The sequence below is a fragment of the Paenibacillus sp. TCA20 genome (assembly GCF_000732325.1).
Lineage (GTDB): Bacteria > Bacillota > Bacilli > Paenibacillales > Paenibacillaceae > Paenibacillus > Paenibacillus urinalis.
This window is the reverse complement of the sequence record NZ_BBIW01000011.1, coordinates 111,131-126,933: the sequence shown is the minus strand read 5'-3', so window position 1 is coordinate 126,933 and position 15,803 is coordinate 111,131. Positions and strand designations below refer to the sequence as shown.

Annotated in this window: 12 protein-coding genes; 11 read left to right on the top strand and 1 reads right to left on the bottom strand. The window is 46.7% G+C overall.

The annotated features are described in order from the left end of the window. Positions 1-2: 2 nt before the first annotated feature. Positions 3-1,001 (top strand): L-glyceraldehyde 3-phosphate reductase, encoded by a 999-nt coding sequence (gene mgrA, locus TCA2_RS19465; protein ID WP_047913281.1) that lies wholly within the window; start codon positions 3-5, stop codon positions 999-1,001. A 129-nt stretch (positions 1,002-1,130) separates the two neighbouring features. Here the strand turns inward: mgrA and TCA2_RS19460 are convergent, their stop codons facing one another. Next, positions 1,131-2,000 carry an AraC family transcriptional regulator gene (locus tag TCA2_RS19460; protein WP_047913280.1) on the bottom strand — a complete coding sequence of 290 codons (870 nt, stop codon included), beginning with the start codon at positions 1,998-2,000 and terminating at the stop codon, positions 1,131-1,133. 253 nt (positions 2,001-2,253) lie between these two features. Here TCA2_RS19460 and TCA2_RS19455 point away from each other — a divergent pair, with 253 nt between their 5' ends. The 10 genes from TCA2_RS19455 to ptsP all read left to right on the top strand — a co-directional run bounded on the left by TCA2_RS19455 (position 2,254) and on the right by ptsP (position 15,714). Then, positions 2,254-3,432 carry a galactokinase gene (locus TCA2_RS19455; RefSeq protein WP_047913279.1) on the top strand — a complete coding sequence of 393 codons (1,179 nt, stop codon included), beginning with the start codon at positions 2,254-2,256 and terminating at the stop codon, positions 3,430-3,432. A gap of 4 nt (positions 3,433-3,436) precedes the next feature. Continuing rightward, positions 3,437-4,438, top strand: a complete 1,002-nt coding sequence (galE, locus tag TCA2_RS19450) for a UDP-glucose 4-epimerase GalE (protein WP_047913278.1) — start codon at positions 3,437-3,439, stop codon at positions 4,436-4,438. Between the two features lie 13 nt (positions 4,439-4,451). Then, positions 4,452-6,056, top strand: coding sequence for a UDP-glucose--hexose-1-phosphate uridylyltransferase (locus TCA2_RS19445; protein ID WP_047913351.1), 1,605 nt, complete (start codon positions 4,452-4,454; stop codon positions 6,054-6,056). Positions 6,057-6,222: 166 nt separating this feature from the next. After that, positions 6,223-7,386, top strand: a complete 1,164-nt coding sequence (locus tag TCA2_RS19440; RefSeq protein WP_047913277.1) for an iron-containing alcohol dehydrogenase — start codon at positions 6,223-6,225, stop codon at positions 7,384-7,386. A gap of 679 nt (positions 7,387-8,065) precedes the next feature. Further along, positions 8,066-8,587: an NfeD family protein gene (locus TCA2_RS19435; RefSeq protein ID WP_047913276.1), complete on the top strand. Its 522-nt coding sequence runs from the start codon at positions 8,066-8,068 to the stop codon at positions 8,585-8,587. A gap of 45 nt (positions 8,588-8,632) precedes the next feature. After that, positions 8,633-10,162, top strand: coding sequence for a flotillin family protein (locus TCA2_RS19430; RefSeq protein ID WP_047913350.1), 1,530 nt, complete (start codon positions 8,633-8,635; stop codon positions 10,160-10,162). A 76-nt stretch (positions 10,163-10,238) separates the two neighbouring features. After that, positions 10,239-11,135 carry a glucose PTS transporter transcription antiterminator GlcT gene (gene glcT / locus TCA2_RS19425; RefSeq protein WP_047913275.1) on the top strand — a complete coding sequence of 299 codons (897 nt, stop codon included), beginning with the start codon at positions 10,239-10,241 and terminating at the stop codon, positions 11,133-11,135. A gap of 327 nt (positions 11,136-11,462) precedes the next feature. Further along, positions 11,463-13,514: a glucose-specific PTS transporter subunit IIBC gene (gene ptsG, locus TCA2_RS19420; RefSeq protein WP_047913274.1), complete on the top strand. Its 2,052-nt coding sequence runs from the start codon at positions 11,463-11,465 to the stop codon at positions 13,512-13,514. Positions 13,515-13,733: 219 nt separating this feature from the next. Further along, entirely contained in the window at positions 13,734-14,009 is a 276-nt protein-coding gene (locus TCA2_RS19415) for an HPr family phosphocarrier protein (protein ID WP_047913273.1), read from the top strand. Next, positions 14,002-15,714, top strand: coding sequence for a phosphoenolpyruvate--protein phosphotransferase (ptsP, locus tag TCA2_RS19410; protein ID WP_047913272.1), 1,713 nt, complete (start codon positions 14,002-14,004; stop codon positions 15,712-15,714). The genes TCA2_RS19415 and ptsP overlap by 8 nt, the downstream gene beginning before the upstream one ends. The last annotated feature ends 89 nt before the right edge of the window (positions 15,715-15,803 follow it).

Genomic DNA, 15,803 nt, shown 5'->3' with positions numbered 1-15,803 from the left:
ATATGGCATATGTAGCTGATCATAGACGTTATGATGAAATGAAATATAACCGGGTAGGCCGCTCGGGACTTAAACTGCCGGCCATTTCCCTTGGATTATGGCATAATTTTGGCGGAATCAATTCGCTTGAGAATGGCAGAGACATGATTAGACGAGCATTTGATCTGGGGATCACTCATTTTGATCTGGCTAACAATTATGGGCCCCCACCTGGTTCTGCTGAACAATTGTTTGGACAGGTGCTCGCTCAAGATTTGAAGCCTTATCGGGATGAATTGATTATCTCGACGAAGGCCGGTTATCATATGTGGCAGGGACCTTACGGTGAATGGGGATCACGCAAATATTTGATCTCGAGCCTGGATCAGAGCTTGAAGCGTATGGGACTGGACTATGTCGATATTTTTTACTCTCACCGGTTTGATCCAGACACTCCGCTGGAAGAGACAATGCAGGCGCTTGATCATATCGTTCGTTCCGGCAAGGCATTGTATGTCGGGATCTCGAATTATTCAGCTGAAAAAACGAAGGAAGCTGTACATATTCTGAATAAGCTGGGCACCCCTCTACTTATTCACCAACCTCGTTATTCCATGCTGGACCGCTGGATTGAAGACGGACTTCAGGACGTATTGACGGAAAATGGTGTGGGAAGCATCGCTTTTTGCCCGCTTGAGCAAGGGGTACTGACGAGCAAGTATCTGAATGGAGTTCCTGAAGATTCCAGAGCTAAGAGCAGCTCTGTCTTCTTGAATGAGACTCAGATCACACCAGAAACACTGCGTAAAGTACGTGCCTTAAACCAGGTGGCTGCTTCCCGCGGTCAAAGTCTTGCTCAGTTAGCCCTCGCATGGGTGCTTAGAGAAGGAAGAGTGACTTCTGCATTGATTGGAGCAAGCCGCCCGAGCCAGATCGAAGAGAATGTAGCGGTTCTTAACAACCTGGACTTTTCTCCCGAAGAATTAGCAGATATCGAATCGATCCTGCGTAAAGACAGCTAAGGGGATAGGACTCGAGCCTGATTCTATTGTTTCTATCGTGACAAAAGAACAAGCCTGCCTTATGATCAAATTCATAGGCAGGCTTTTTACTATTTAGTAAGTAGAATATGCTCAAGTATGCGCATGACTTCAGTCTGGAGAGGTTCCATTGGACTGCTCCTGCATCTGTTTGCGATATGCGCTGGGTGAGTGTCTATAGAACCGTTTGAATTGTCTCGAGAAATACAGTGCATCCGGCAGCCCGACAGAGGCAGATATCTGTTCTATGGACAGCTCAGGCCGTTCTCTAAGCAGCTGTCTGGACTTATCAATCCTCAGCTTCAGCAAATACGTGACTGGCGAGAGTCCGATTTCTTTTTTGAAAATACGGGACAAATAAGCGCGATTATAACCCAAGCTTGCACTCATTTGTTCGATGGAGATCGGATGGGCATACTGAGTCGACATGTATTGAATCATCTGCTTCACCGTCCGGCCTACCTGAGAATCCGTCATGGCTACTGCAGACTCGAGCACAAGCCTTTCTTTGGCCTCAGCGAAGATCAGATATAAGCAGCCGATGGAGGTGAGGTGAGCACTTTCTTTTTTTTCGAAAAAGGCATTCTGCATCGTGGATAGGAGTGACGACATTCTACTGTCCTGCGCGGTTGTAATCACTGGCTGATCAAGACTGAACCCGGCGTCCTTCACCTGCTTATCGGCCTCCCTGCCCGTAAAAGCCATCCAGCGATAGCGCCAGGGCTCCTCCTCGTTGGATACATAACTAACCAGCTCCGAAGGATGAATCAAAAAAATATGCCCTGCGGACAAATGGTAAGTGCGGCTCTCTGTACGAAAAACACCCTTGCCTGACTCCACATAATGAAGAAGGTAGTAATCATATATTTTCGGTCCCAGCGCATGTCCCGGTTTGGTTTGGCTCTCGCCAACGAAGAGGACGTGCAGCGGACTATTCTCGTAATCGACGGGATTGGAAGCTACTGAATATGAATCCTGCATTATTGGGTGTTTCCTTTCTTCTGCAAGCGGACTTACAGAGCAATAATGTACGTAAAAGTATAGGTATCACGTCATTAGTATACCATAAAAAGCAGGGAGTACATATGAATGAAAACCAGTGTTTTCCATGTATTCAAGTTATCCGTAGTCACATTTGTCCATAGATTCAACACATGCATACATTACCGTTAATAACGCTTCCATGTATACTTTGATTAAGCTTAAAACAACTTTTACAAAGAGGTGAAGGTTAATGAACGTACAACAACTCAAACAACAGTTTACTGAAAAATATGGTGAAAATTCTGCTGAAATCCGCGTGTTTAACGCTCCTGGACGTGTGAACCTGATCGGTGAGCATATCGATTATAACGGAGGCTATGTTCTCCCAGCCGCACTTGAATTCGGAACAACGCTGATCATTCGCGAACGCCAGGATGACGAGATCCATTTTTATTCCACCAACCTTTCGCATGAAGCGGTAATCAAGGTGGAGGATATCGGCAAGGAAAAATCAGGCGAGTGGATCGATTATCCGATCGGTGTAATGGTTGAGATCATTAAGGCAGGCACGAGCATCACAAAAGGCTACGACCTGATGTTCCATGGCGAGATTCCGAACGGCGCAGGGCTGTCCTCTTCTGCTTCAATCGAAGTAGTAACTGCATACGCATTGCTTACACTTGAAGGAGGCAAGGTGGACACAGTTGAAATATCACTGCTCTCTCAGCGCGCTGAGAACCAGTATGTTGGAGTGAACAGCGGCATTATGGACCAGTTTGCGGTAGCGAACGGTGCAGAAGACCATGCCATTCTGCTGATGTGTGACACACTTGAATACAAGCATGTGCCATTCCGTACGGGAGATTACAAGCTGATTATTGGCAACACGAATAAACGCCGCGGTCTTGTAGATTCAGCTTACAACGAGAGACGTCAGCAATGCGATCAGTCCCTGGCTATTCTGAAGGAGCAGCTGCCTTCACTGTCCTATCTGGCAGAGCTTACTCCAGCGCAATACAGTGAATTGGAGTCAGCTTTGGGAGATGACATTCTGAAGAAACGGACCAAGCACGTTGTGGAAGAGAATGCTCGTGTGCTGGCCTCAGTAGATGCACTTAGCAGCGGGGACCTCCAAGCTTTCGGGGAGCTGATGAATGCTTCTCATGATTCCTTGCGTGACCTCTACGAAGTAAGCTGTGAAGAGCTCGACGTGATGGTTGAAGAGGCTCGCAAAATTCCAGGTACACTCGGCAGCCGCATGACAGGTGCAGGCTTCGGTGGATGTACCGTATCCCTTGTGCATGAGAACGATGTGGATCGGTTTGTGCAGGAGGTTGGTGCAGCGTACAAGGAACGGACTGGACTCACTGGAGATTTCTATGTATGCGGCGTTGGCGACGGCGTTAAAGAATTGAAAGGGGAGGCGTAATACGATGGCGATTCTAGTAACAGGTGGAGCAGGTTATATCGGTTCTCATACCGTTGCAGCGCTGCTTGAGCGCGGTGAGGAAGTGGTTGTGCTTGATAATTTGCAGACAGGTCACCGGGAGGCCCTCCTTGGCGGTAAGCTATACGAGGGAGATCTTCGGGATAAGGAGGTGCTGGCGAAGCTGTTCTCCGAGAACGAGATTGATGCAGTCATTCACTTTGCAGCGAATTCCCTTGTCGGTGAAAGTATGCAAAACCCAGGAAAATACTATGATAACAATGTGTTCGGTACATTGTCTCTGCTCGAGGCGATGAAGGATGCAGACGTTAAACGAATTGTCTTCTCCTCTACGGCTGCAACGTACGGTGAGCCTGAAAAAGTACCTATCGAGGAAAGCGACCGCACAGAGCCGACCAATGTATATGGTGAGACCAAGCTCATGATGGAGCGCATGATGTCCTGGTTTGATAAAGTGCTTGGCATCAAGTATGTATCCCTTCGGTACTTTAATGCAGCCGGTGCCCATGACAGCGGTAAGATTGGAGAAGATCACCAGCCGGAGAGCCATCTGATTCCGCTAGTGCTCCAAACGGCCTTGAAGCAGCGCAAGCATATTGCGATTTTTGGAGACGATTATGCTACTGAAGACGGAACCTGTATCCGTGACTATATCCACGTAAGCGATCTTGCCGATGCGCACCTTCGTGCTGTGGACTATCTGCGCAAGGGTGAAGAGAGTAACGTGTTCAATCTTGGCAACGGTCAAGGGTTCAGCGTCAAAGAGGTGATCGAAACAGCGAAGAAAGTAACTGGCCTCGACATTCCGGTCGTCATGGAAGCACGTCGTGCAGGTGACCCTGCGGTACTGGTTGCTTCCTCAGATAAAGCCCGGGCAGTGCTTGGCTGGGAGCCAAAATATACAGATCTGGACAAGGTCATTGCGAGTGCTTGGAGCTGGCATCAATCCCATCCGGATGGGTACAGCACTAACCAAAAAGGGGAGTAAGCAAATGGCAGAGATGAACGTGAATACAAATGCAGGAGAGAAACAGAATAAGCAGTCATCCGCTGCACAAGAAGCGCTTCATGCCATAGAACGTTTGGTATTGTTTGCAGCAAGACGTCATCTGATCGAGGATGCAGATTATGATTATAGCCGTAACCAGCTGCTGAGTTTGTTTGATCTTGACGAGCCTTATGCAGGCACGATGGATGAATCTGAGCTGTCTGGACCACAGCCGCTGATTGATGTGCTGATCGATTACGGTTATGAGATCGGACTCATTCCGGAGAATACGGATACGTACAGGGACTTGCTGGATGCGAAGATCATGGGACTGGTGATGGCTCGTCCTTCTGAAGTGATTCGGGAGTTCCGTGAGATTCAGGCAGAGAAGGGAATAGAGGCCGCAACGAGCCGGTTCTATGAACTGTCCATCGATTCCAACTATATTCGCATGGATCGCATCTCGAAGAATGTGTATTGGAAGCAGCCTACGGAATATGGAGAGATCGAGATTACGATTAATCTGTCCAAGCCGGAAAAAAGTCCAAAAGAAATTGCGATGGCTAAGCTGCTTCCGCCGCCTGTATATCCTAAGTGTCAGCTCTGCCGTGAGAATGTAGGCTACAGAGGCCGGATTAATCATCCTGCTCGTCAGAACCTGAGAACCATTCCGCTTACGCTGAATGATGAGAAGTGGCTGTTCCAATACTCTCCTTATGTTTACTATAACGAGCACTGTATCGTGTTCCATCATGACCATGTACCAATGAAGCTGACGAAGGATACGCTGCGCCGCCTGCTTGGATTTGTGGATCAATACCCACATTATTTCATCGGTTCTAACGCGGATCTTCCCATCGTGGGCGGAAGCATATTGACGCATGATCATTTCCAGGGTGGAAGACATACATTTGCGATTCAAAATGCAGTGCAGGAGGCTGTGTTCCATAATGATGCGGCTCCAGGCGTTTCACTGAGTCTTGTAAAATGGCCGATGTCTGTGCTGAGACTCTCTTCCCAGGATCAAGCGGTCTTGCTTGAAGCGGCAAATGATATTTATGAGGCATGGAAGGTGTACAGTGATCCAGAGGTAGATATTCTGTCACATACGGAGCAGGATGGTCAGAAGGTACCTCACAATACGGTAACACCGATTGTGCGGCGTGCGGCAGACGGGGGATATGAGATGGATCTCGTTCTCCGCAATAACCGTACAAGTGAAGAGTATCCGGAGGGAATCTTCCATCCCCATCGTGAAATGCACCATCTGAAGAAAGAAAATATCGGTCTGATCGAAGTCATGGGCCTCGCGATTCTGCCTGGACGACTAAAAGAAGAATTGGATCTTATCGCGGATATATTGACTGGTGATGATGAGCTTCTGAAATCAGCTGTCGGCGATGAAGCGTCTGATCTTCACAAGCATACAGAATGGATCCACGCTCTGATTGAGAAGTACGGTGCTGCTCTGTCTAAGGAAGCGGCTGTGGCCCGAGTACAGGAAGAAGCAGGCAATAAATTTGCTCAAATTCTCGAGCACGCCGGTGTATACAAACGAGATGAAGCTGGTAAAAAAGCATTCCGTCGCTTTGTACAGCATCTAGGTTATACGGAATAACGGAATAGAAGCCTCATCTTTAGTTGCAATGCAAGCCTGTCCCTTGTTAGGGATGGGCTTTGCTTTTTCCTAAGGAACGATGCGGAAGTTTGTTTTTTGGAAACAAATGATCCTATAATAAGAAGTGTATCACTATCAAAATGTATGCTTGGAGGCGAATCTTACAATGAGAGCTTTTCAATTTCATAATCCTACACGCCTGATCTTTGGTAAAGGTCAGCTTGCAGCACTAAAAACCGAAGTCCCTAAATACGGGAACAAGGTGCTGCTTGTTTACGGCGGTGGCAGTATAAAACGTAATGGTCTTTATGACCAAGTCATTCAGCTGTTGTCTGAAATCGGAGCTGAGGTTCATGAACTGGCCGGCGTTGAGCCGAATCCTCGCCTGTCGACAGTACATACAGGAGCAGACCTTTGCAAAGAACACGATATTGATCTGATTCTGGCTGTTGGCGGAGGTAGTGTAATTGACTGTGCCAAAGCGATTGCCGTCGGTGCTAAATACGATGGAAGCATGTGGGACTTTGCAGAGCGTAAGGCGAAGCCGGAAGCCGCATTGCCGCTGGCTACAGTACTGACGATGGCCGCAACGGGTTCAGAGATGAACAGCGGCTCGGTTATTACGAATCAAGAAACGCAGGAGAAGCTGGGCTGGGGAAGTCCGCTAGTATTCCCTGCCTTTTCAATTCTGGATCCGGTGCATACCTTCTCCGTACCTCAAGATCAAACCGTGTATGGCATGGTAGATATGATGTCTCATACATTGGAGCATTACTTCCATCTGGATACGAATACTCCGGTACAATTGGGCTTCTGTGAAACGATCCTGCGTACGGTGATCGAGGCAGCTCCTAAGCTGATTAACGATCTGGAGAATTATGAGCTGCGTGAAACCATTCTGTACTGCGGTACGATGGCGCTGAACAATATACTGAGCATGGGTCTTGCAGGCGACTGGGCTACGCACAATATCGAGCACGCCGTGTCTGCCGTTTATGACATTCCGCATGGCGGAGGGCTTGCGATTCTGTTCCCGAACTGGATGAAGCATAACCTGCATGTCGATGTATCCCGATTTAAGCGTCTTGCGATTAATGTGTTTGATGTGAATCCGGAAGGCAAGAGCGATGAGCAGATTGCACTCGAGGGAATCGATGCACTGAGCTCATTCTGGACAAGCATCGGCGCACCAAACCGTTTGGCAGACTATGATATTGACGCGAGTCAAATTGATGTGATGGCGGATAAAGCGATGCGCTTTGGACCGTTTGGTAACTTCAATAAATTGCAGCGCGAGGATGTAGTAGAAATTTATAAAGCATCCTTGTAAAAAAAACATAACAAACAGCCCTTTGCACTTGTTTAATATGCAAAGGGCTGTTTGGCATGCAATAAGAAAATGTTCTGAGGAACAATCCGTCAACCGCAGCTATTGATCCCATGCCCACTCCTTCCGCTTTACCCTCCCATCCAGTGAGGTAATTGAGCGGGTCTAGATATTTCGAGAGAGCATGGGCAAGCGAAGGAGGATGGAATTGTTACAGAAGAAGCGAAGCGTTCGCTTTTTGTCTTTGGATTTCTAACCGTTGAATGTTTGATAAGATCAAGAAAATCCAAAGGCAATTTGCGATCTGAGAAACAATCCGTCAACCGCAGCTATTGATCCCATGCCACTCCTGCCGCTTTACCCTCCCCTCCAGGGAGGTAATTGAGCTGGGTCGAGATATTTGAAGAGAGTATGGGCAAGTGAAGGAGGACGGAATTGTTACAGAAGAAGCGAAGCGTTCGCTTTTTGTCTTTGGACTTCTAACCGTTGAATGTTTGATAAGATCGAGAGAATTCAAAGGCAATTTGCGATCTGAAGAACAATCCGTCAACCGCAGCAATTAAACCTATGCCCACTTTCCTTATCCCTGCCTCAATTAGCTCCCTCTTCATAATTTTGAAACATTTACCTAATCCATACGTATATATTGACATGTGCATCCAAGATCTGAGGGAGGTGAAATATGGAGACGTTATACTGGGCTTGCCTGATCGGGGGCGCAATATTTGCACTTGTTAGCGTCTTATTCGGAGATTTGTTTGATGGTTTGCTGGAAGGTTCATTTGAGCTGGCAGGTGTTGAATTTTTGAATTCCACAGTCATCGCGAGTGCGATCACCACCTTTGGGGGAGCGGGTATTCTGCTGATGAAGTATACCGAGCTAGACACAGCCGGTCATGTGCTGCTATCCCTGTTGTTCGGCGTACTTGGGGCGTTGACTGTGTTTTTTGCTTACATAAGGCCTGCACGAAACAGCGAAGTGTCGACCGGTTTTTCCATGCGAGAGCTTGCTGGAAAGATTGGCGAGATCACTGTTCCCGTTCCAGAGAAGGGTTATGGTGAAGTGATGATTAAGCTCGTAAGTGGAAATACCCTTCATACCGCTTCCAGCTTTGAAGCCAAACCGATTACGGCAGGTACCAGGGTCGTAGTTGTGGAGGTTGCGGATGGCGTACTGCGTGTAGCGGAGTTAGACAGTTTGTAGCAAAGATATATTAAACTTAGAGGAGAGATGAGAATGCCAGATTTCATGCAAGAATCTTTACTTATTCCCGCAATTGTAGTGATTGTAATTTTAATCCTCGGTATCGCCTTCTGGGCGAGATACAAGACCGTAGGTCCAGACGAAGCAATGATTGTTACCGGCTCCTTTCTTGGAAGGAAGAATATATCTAGTGATGAATCAGGACGGGAAATAAAGATTGTTCGCGGCGGAGGTACTTTTATATGGCCGGTATTCCAGCAGTCGGAGTTCATATCACTATTATCCCATAAGCTCGATGTAACAACACCTGAAGTATATACCGAGCAGGGAGTACCGGTTATTGCAGATGGAGTAGCCATCATCAAGGTCGGCAGTTCGATTGAAGATGTGGCTACAGCGGCAGAACAATTTATTGGTAAACCAATTGAAGCTTTGAAAAGCGAAGCTCAGGAAGTGCTCGAAGGTCATCTGCGTGCGATTCTCGGCTCAATGACGGTAGAAGAAGTGTACCGTAACCGGGATCGATTTGCTCAAGAGGTTCAGGGCGTGGCGGCAAGAGATTTGAAGAAGATGGGCTTGACCATCGTATCTTTTACAATTAAAGATGTTCGCGACAAGCACGGATATCTTGATGCGCTCGGTAAGCCCCGAATTGCCATGGTGAAACGGGATGCAGAGATTGCGGAGGCGGAAGCCGTACGAGATGCGAGAATCCAAAAAGCGAATGCAGAAGAACAAGGGCAGAAAGCGGAACTACTCCGGGATACAAATATCGCAGAAGCAGCCAAAGAAAAAGAGTTGAAGGTCGCGTCCTTTAAGAAAGATCAAGATACGGCAAAAGCAGAAGCGGATCAGGCTTACCACATTCAAGAAGCCCGTGCGAGACAGACGATGGTCGAGGAGCAAATGAAGGTAGAGCTCGTACGTAAAGAGCGTGAAATTGATCTTCAGGAAAAGGAAATTACGGTGCGTGAGAAGCAATATGATGCAGAAGTGAAGAAGAAGGCCGAGGCAGATCGTTATGCGGTAGAGCAGGCGGCAGAAGCCGACAAGGCCAAAAGAATGCGCGAAGCAGATGCTGTGCAATACTCCATTGAAACACAAGCAAAGGCTACAGCTGAGCAGAAGCGTCTTGAGGGTCAGGCTGTCGCGGATGCCGAGCGTGCAAAAGGTACAGCAGATGCAGAGGTGATCCGTCTGAAGGGTTTTGCCGAAGCGGAAGCGAAGGAAAAACTGGCAGAGGCTTTCCAGAAGTTCGGCGAAGCGGCTGTGCTCGATATCATTGTAAAAATGCTGCCTGAGCTTGCTGAGCGTATCGCACAGCCAATCTCCTCCATCGACAAGCTTACCGTTGTTGATACAGGCAAAGGAGAAGGGGCTGCAAGAGTCAGCAATTACGTGACCGAGCTCATGTCAACAGCTCCTGAAATGCTGAAGAGCGTGTCAGGTATCGATGTTGAGCAGCTCATCCAAGGATTTACCAAAGAGGCAATTCCAACCGCTCCTTCGGAGCCAGCAGCAATAGACCATTTGAAGATTCCAGCTGAAGTGGTTGCTACCAAAGAAACTATCTAGGCCTAGTACTTCCAACGGTTAAATATTGACCTTAGCCTCATAATTTGTTAACTTAAGCGTGGTGTATCTTATTTAGATGCGACACGCCAAAATTACGAATTATGGGGCTAAAAGAGGTGCAAAAGTGAACCTGAAGGTAGCTAAAGTGTTGAATAACAATGTGATTATCGCGACCCACCCTGAACACGAAGAAGTAGTCATCATCAGCAAAGGGATTGGATTCAATCGCAAATCAGGTGATCAAATTCCTCTGCAGGCAGTAGAAAAAATGTTTATATTAACTAGGCAGGAGGAGCAGGAGCAATACAAGCAGCTGGTTCCTCGTGTTAGTGAGAAGTTAATAGAAACGATTAACGATATTATTTTAAATATAACGAGCAAGAGCAACGTTCCTCTCAACGAGCATATTCATATTGCCTTGACCGATCATATTGCCTTTGCTATGAAGCGCAAAGAGCAAGGCATCGTATTGCATAATCCTTTTTTGTACGAGACAAAAGATATGTATCCCATGGAGTATGAATTTGCGGAGTATGCCATCGAGCTGATCGAGAAGCGTCTGGGAGTGGATCTTGGCAAAGAAGAGATTGGATTTGTAGCCCTTCACATTTATAGTGCCATGACGAATCAGAATATTTCACAGGTGCAAGAGCATTCCAAGCTCATAGCAGACCTGGTGGCTCTGGTTGAGGAGCAGCTCGATTACCGTATCCCTCGTGATTCTCTGGATTATTCCAGGCTTGTGACCCATCTTAGATTTGCAATCGAAAGGGTTCGACGCGGTGAAGAAGTAGCCGAGATTTACAAATTGGATTCACTGCTTAATCAAGAATATCCGGAGATGTATTCGCTTGCTTGGAAGCTGACGAAGATTATGGAGAGAAGAATTAATCTTCCTGTGTACTCCGCCGAGGTGAGTTATTTGACGATGCATTTACAGCGTCTTTCCCAAAAAAAGGAGCGTAACGAATAAATTTCTATTCAATATGTTGAGTCTTATTGTAGTTTGCATCTACATCTTGTGGTTATTAAATTATTTCAAAATTAAAATAATTTTTTGATTGAAAAGGCTTGCAATCTTTTTTTTCTGGTGCTATGATGTTGACCGTAGCAATTAACAGCTTAATATTTTTGACGTGTTACTGATTCGATCAGGCATGAGTTGATTAAAGTATGATTGGCAATGACCACTATTGGGCATTATAACCCACAGGTTGTTGTACACATGCTCTATACGCTCATGCCTTTTTTGCGTTCCTCGAAATCAACTAACACATATATCCTTGAAGGAGTGAAACACATGTTCAAAAAGCTTTTCGGCGTGTTGCAGCGTGTCGGTAAAGCAGTCATGCTTCCGGTTGCGATCTTGCCGGCGGCAGGACTTCTGCTCGGGATCGGGAACCTTCTGGTCAACCCGGACTTCCTGCAGTATGTGCCTTTTCTAGAAGCGCACTGGATTCAAGTCATTGCTAATGTCATGATGAACTCGGGACAAATTGTCTTTGATAACCTGTCCTTGCTGTTCGCGGTCGGCGTAGCAATTGGTCTTGCCGGTGGAGACGGCGTTGCGGGTCTCGCTGCGATTATCGGTTACCTTGTTATGAACGTAACAATGGGCACCGTAATGGGTGTAAATGATTACGTACTTACTCAAGGGGACTTTGCTTACGCAAGCGTACTCGGTATCCCGACTTTGCAGACAGGCGTGTTCGGTGGTATCATAATCGGGGTCTTGGCTGCCTCGATGTACAATCGGTTTTTCAAAATCGAGCTTCCGTCCTACCTTGGCTTCTTTGCAGGTAAACGTTTTGTTCCAATTATCACTGCAGTGATGGCGCTACTGATTGGTTTGGCTCTAACATTGATCTGGCCGCCAATTCAAAATGCGATGAACTTTATTTCTACAAGTATGATTGATACGAACAAAACACTGGCTGCCTTTATTTTCGGTGTGATCGAACGCTCGCTCATTCCGTTTGGTTTACATCACATCTTCTACTCTCCATTCTGGTTTGAGTTTGGTGAATATGTAAACAAGGCTGGAGAACTCGTTCGTGGTGACCAGAAGATATTCATGGCTCAGCTTCGTGATGGTGTAGAATTTACAGCAGGTACATTTACGACAGGTAAATATCCGTTCATGATGTTCGGTCTTCCGGCTGCAGCACTTGCGATCTACCACACAGCGAAGCCAGAGAACAAGAAAGTTGTCGGTTCCCTGATGGTTTCCGGTGCACTGACAGCCTTCCTGACAGGTATTACAGAGCCGCTTGAGTTCTCATTCCTGTTCGTAGCACCAATCTTGTTCGCAGTTCATGCTGTGTTTGCAGGTTTGTCCTTTATGGTGATGCACATTCTCGGCGTTAAGATCGGGATGACCTTCTCCGGCGGATTCATTGACTTCATGCTGTTCGGCGTATTGCCAAACCGTACGCCTTGGTGGCTGGTTATTGTCGTAGGTCTTGTATTTGCGGTAATCTACTACTTCGGTTTCCGTTTCGTCATTCAGAAATTCAATCTGAAAACACCGGGACGCGAGGACAAAGTAGTAGAGACGGGATCGAACAATACAGGATCGAAGGACGAGCTCCCGCATCAAATTCTAAAAGCCTTTGGTGGTTCAGATAACATCAAGCATTTGGATGCATGTATCACAAGACTTCGTATCGAGGTTAAAGATAAAGGCAACGTCAATAAAGGGCGTTTGAAAGACCTTGGTGCTTCTGGAGTATTGGAAGTTGGTAACAACGTACAGGCGATCTTCGGGACACGTTCCGATACGATCAAGTCCCAAATGAAGGACATCATGGAGGGGCGTACACCGGCACCAGCTCCAGCAGCTGAAGAGCCTAAACCTGAAGAAGAGCAGGCACAAGGTGAAGCAGGTGAAGCGATCATCAACGAGCAGATCGTGATGCCGGTCAACGGTGAGCTTCTCGATATTACGACAGTTCCAGACCCTGTATTTTCGGAGAAAATGACAGGTGATGGATTCGCGATTCTGCCGCATGATGGAACGATTGTATCACCAGTGAACGGTAAAGTGTTCAATGTATTCCCAAGCAAGCATGCGGTCGGCATCATGTCTGACGGCGGCAAGGAAGTACTTGTTCACATTGGAGTTAACACGGTGAAGCTGAAAGGCCAAGGCTTTAATGTTCTGGTTGCTGAGGGAGATCTTGTCTCTGCAGGTCAACCGATCATGGAAGTTGACGTGAATTATGTTAAGGAGCATGCTCCTTCCATTATTTCACCAATTATTTTCTCTAACCTGCCGGAAGGATCCACAGTTACACTGAATAAATCCGGTGTACTGAAAGCAGGCGAAGAGGGAATTATAACAATCAAATAAGACGAGATTTTTACGTTTGAATGTATAGCGCCGTAAAAGAGCTCATGCAAGGTCTAGTTCAAACTTAAGGTTTGGCTAGATCTTGCACTCATTTACCAGCTGCATGATTCGATGTGAAAAATCAGTCTATTGTGGTTCGATACTCCTGTGTAACAGGTAATATACGTATATGACGTAATCACAACCAACTAAAAAAATGACGAAAGTGGGATGAAAACTATGCAACAAACATTCAGAATTACTGACGAAGATGGAATCCATGCACGCCCTGCAACAGCACTTGTAAACACAGCTAATAAATTTAAAGGTGCTGAGTCTTTTGCAGAAGCGAAAGGCAAAAAAGTAACATTGAAATCCATTCTGGGTGTTCTCTCCCTTGGTCTTGAAAAAGGCGACACAATCAGCATCATCGTTGAAGGCGAAGGAGAAGCACAAGCGATTCAAGCCCTGACAGACGTGATGGTTAACGAAGGGCTGGGCGAAGTTCATGCCTAATGTTTCCGGGATTGCTGCCTCGGCGGGTATTGCCATTGCCCGGGCGTTTATCTTGGAGCACCCTGATTACTCTGTAGAAAAACGCTCGATCACCGACGTTGATGCGGAGATTGCTAAACTGGAAGCGGCTTTGGAGAAATCCGAAGCCGAGCTCCAGGCAATCAAAGCACGTACCTTGCAAGAATTGGGTGAGAAAAAAGCAGAAATTTTTGAATCTCACTTGCTGATATTGAATGACCCAGAACTTATTGATCCTGTTAAATCGAAAATTTCGGATGAAAAAGTAAACGCTGAATTCGCTCTTGAAGAGACAGCTGCTACATTCATTCAAATGTTTGAAAATATGAAGAGTGCATATCTTCAAGAACGTGCAGCTGACATGCGCGACGTTACAAAACGTGTGCTTGGTCACTTGCTTGGATTACAAGTGGTCAATCCGGCAGAGATCAGTGAAGAAGTGATCGTACTTGCTGAGGATTTGACTCCATCCGATACAGCACAACTGAACCGTAAATACGTGCTTGGCTTTGCTACCAATATCGGTGGTCGTACTTCTCACTCCGCAATTATGGCCAGATCTCTTGAGATTCCTGCAGTCGTAGGAACGAAGGAAGTACTGACTCAAGCGAAGAATGGTGATCTAATCATCGTTGACGGCTTGGACGGACATGTACTGATTAATCCTGAGGATTCCGTTGTGGAAGAATACAAATCCAAGCAGGCTGCTTATGCTGCACAAGTTGCGGAATGGAGAAAACTGCGCGACGAGCCTACAGTTACGGTAGACGGCGTGCATGTTGAGCTTGCTGCAAACATTGGTACTCCTAATGATGTGGCGGGAGTGCTTGAGAACGGCGGAGAGGGCGTAGGTCTCTATCGTACAGAATTCCTGTACATGGGACGCGACAAGCTGCCATCTGAAGATGTGCAGTACAACGCCTACAAAACCGTTCTTGAGAAAATGGAAGGAAAACCCGTTGTCGTTCGTACGCTCGACATTGGTGGAGACAAGGAGCTTCCTTACCTTGATCTTCCAAAAGAAATGAATCCGTTCCTGGGCTTCCGTGCGGTTCGTCTATGCCTGGATCGTCAAGACATTTTCCGTACACAGCTTCGTGCCTTGCTTCGTGCGAGTGTACATGGCAACCTGCGTATTATGTTCCCGATGATTGCTACGCTTGGAGAATTCCGTGAAGCAAAAGCGATTCTTCTCGAAGAGAAGGAAAAGCTTGTAGCTGAAGGTACTCAAGTATCCGACAGCATTCAGCTTGGAATCATGGTTGAAATTCCTTCAACTGCGGTGCTTGCTGATCAATTTGCCAAGGAAGTGGACTTCTTCAGCATCGGTACAAACGATCTGATCCAGTACACAATGGCCGCTGACCGGATGAATGAACGCGTATCTTATCTGTACCAGCCTTATAACCCATCCATTCTTCGTTTGATTAAAATGGTCATTGATGCAGCGCATCGCGAAGGCCGTTGGGTTGGTATGTGCGGAGAGATGGCAGGGGATGCTACCGCAATTCCGCTGCTTCTGGGTCTTGGCCTGGATGAATTCAGCATGAGCGCAACTTCAATTCTGCCTGCACGCAGCCAGCTGACGAAGCTGTCTCAAGCAGACATGAAAGAGCTTGCTGCAAAAGCGCTGGATATGCAGACGGCTGAACAGGTAGTAGAGCTTGTTCAAAGCATCGAACAGTAATTTTTGATTTTCGGAAATTTTTGAAATCTCTATTTTCTAAATCAATTTCATAGATCATTAAGTTACAGGTATTATGAGATTGATTTCTA

What these genes read in the sequence shown, in the direction of transcription:
- mgrA (WP_047913281.1), top strand. Translation starts at nt 3, where the DNA reads ATGGCATATGTAGCTGATCATAGACGTTATGATGAAATGAAATATAAC.
- TCA2_RS19460 (WP_047913280.1), bottom strand. Translation starts at nt 2,000, where the DNA reads ATGCAGGATTCATATTCAGTAGCTTCCAATCCCGTCGATTACGAGAAT.
- TCA2_RS19455 (WP_047913279.1), top strand. Translation starts at nt 2,254, where the DNA reads ATGAACGTACAACAACTCAAACAACAGTTTACTGAAAAATATGGTGAA.
- galE (WP_047913278.1), top strand. Translation starts at nt 3,437, where the DNA reads ATGGCGATTCTAGTAACAGGTGGAGCAGGTTATATCGGTTCTCATACC.
- TCA2_RS19445 (WP_047913351.1), top strand. Translation starts at nt 4,452, where the DNA reads ATGAACGTGAATACAAATGCAGGAGAGAAACAGAATAAGCAGTCATCC.
- TCA2_RS19440 (WP_047913277.1), top strand. Translation starts at nt 6,223, where the DNA reads ATGAGAGCTTTTCAATTTCATAATCCTACACGCCTGATCTTTGGTAAA.
- TCA2_RS19435 (WP_047913276.1), top strand. Translation starts at nt 8,066, where the DNA reads ATGGAGACGTTATACTGGGCTTGCCTGATCGGGGGCGCAATATTTGCA.
- TCA2_RS19430 (WP_047913350.1), top strand. Translation starts at nt 8,633, where the DNA reads ATGCAAGAATCTTTACTTATTCCCGCAATTGTAGTGATTGTAATTTTA.
- glcT (WP_047913275.1), top strand. Translation starts at nt 10,239, where the DNA reads ATGCGACACGCCAAAATTACGAATTATGGGGCTAAAAGAGGTGCAAAA.
- ptsG (WP_047913274.1), top strand. Translation starts at nt 11,463, where the DNA reads ATGTTCAAAAAGCTTTTCGGCGTGTTGCAGCGTGTCGGTAAAGCAGTC.
- TCA2_RS19415 (WP_047913273.1), top strand. Translation starts at nt 13,734, where the DNA reads ATGCAACAAACATTCAGAATTACTGACGAAGATGGAATCCATGCACGC.
- ptsP (WP_047913272.1), top strand. Translation starts at nt 14,002, where the DNA reads ATGCCTAATGTTTCCGGGATTGCTGCCTCGGCGGGTATTGCCATTGCC.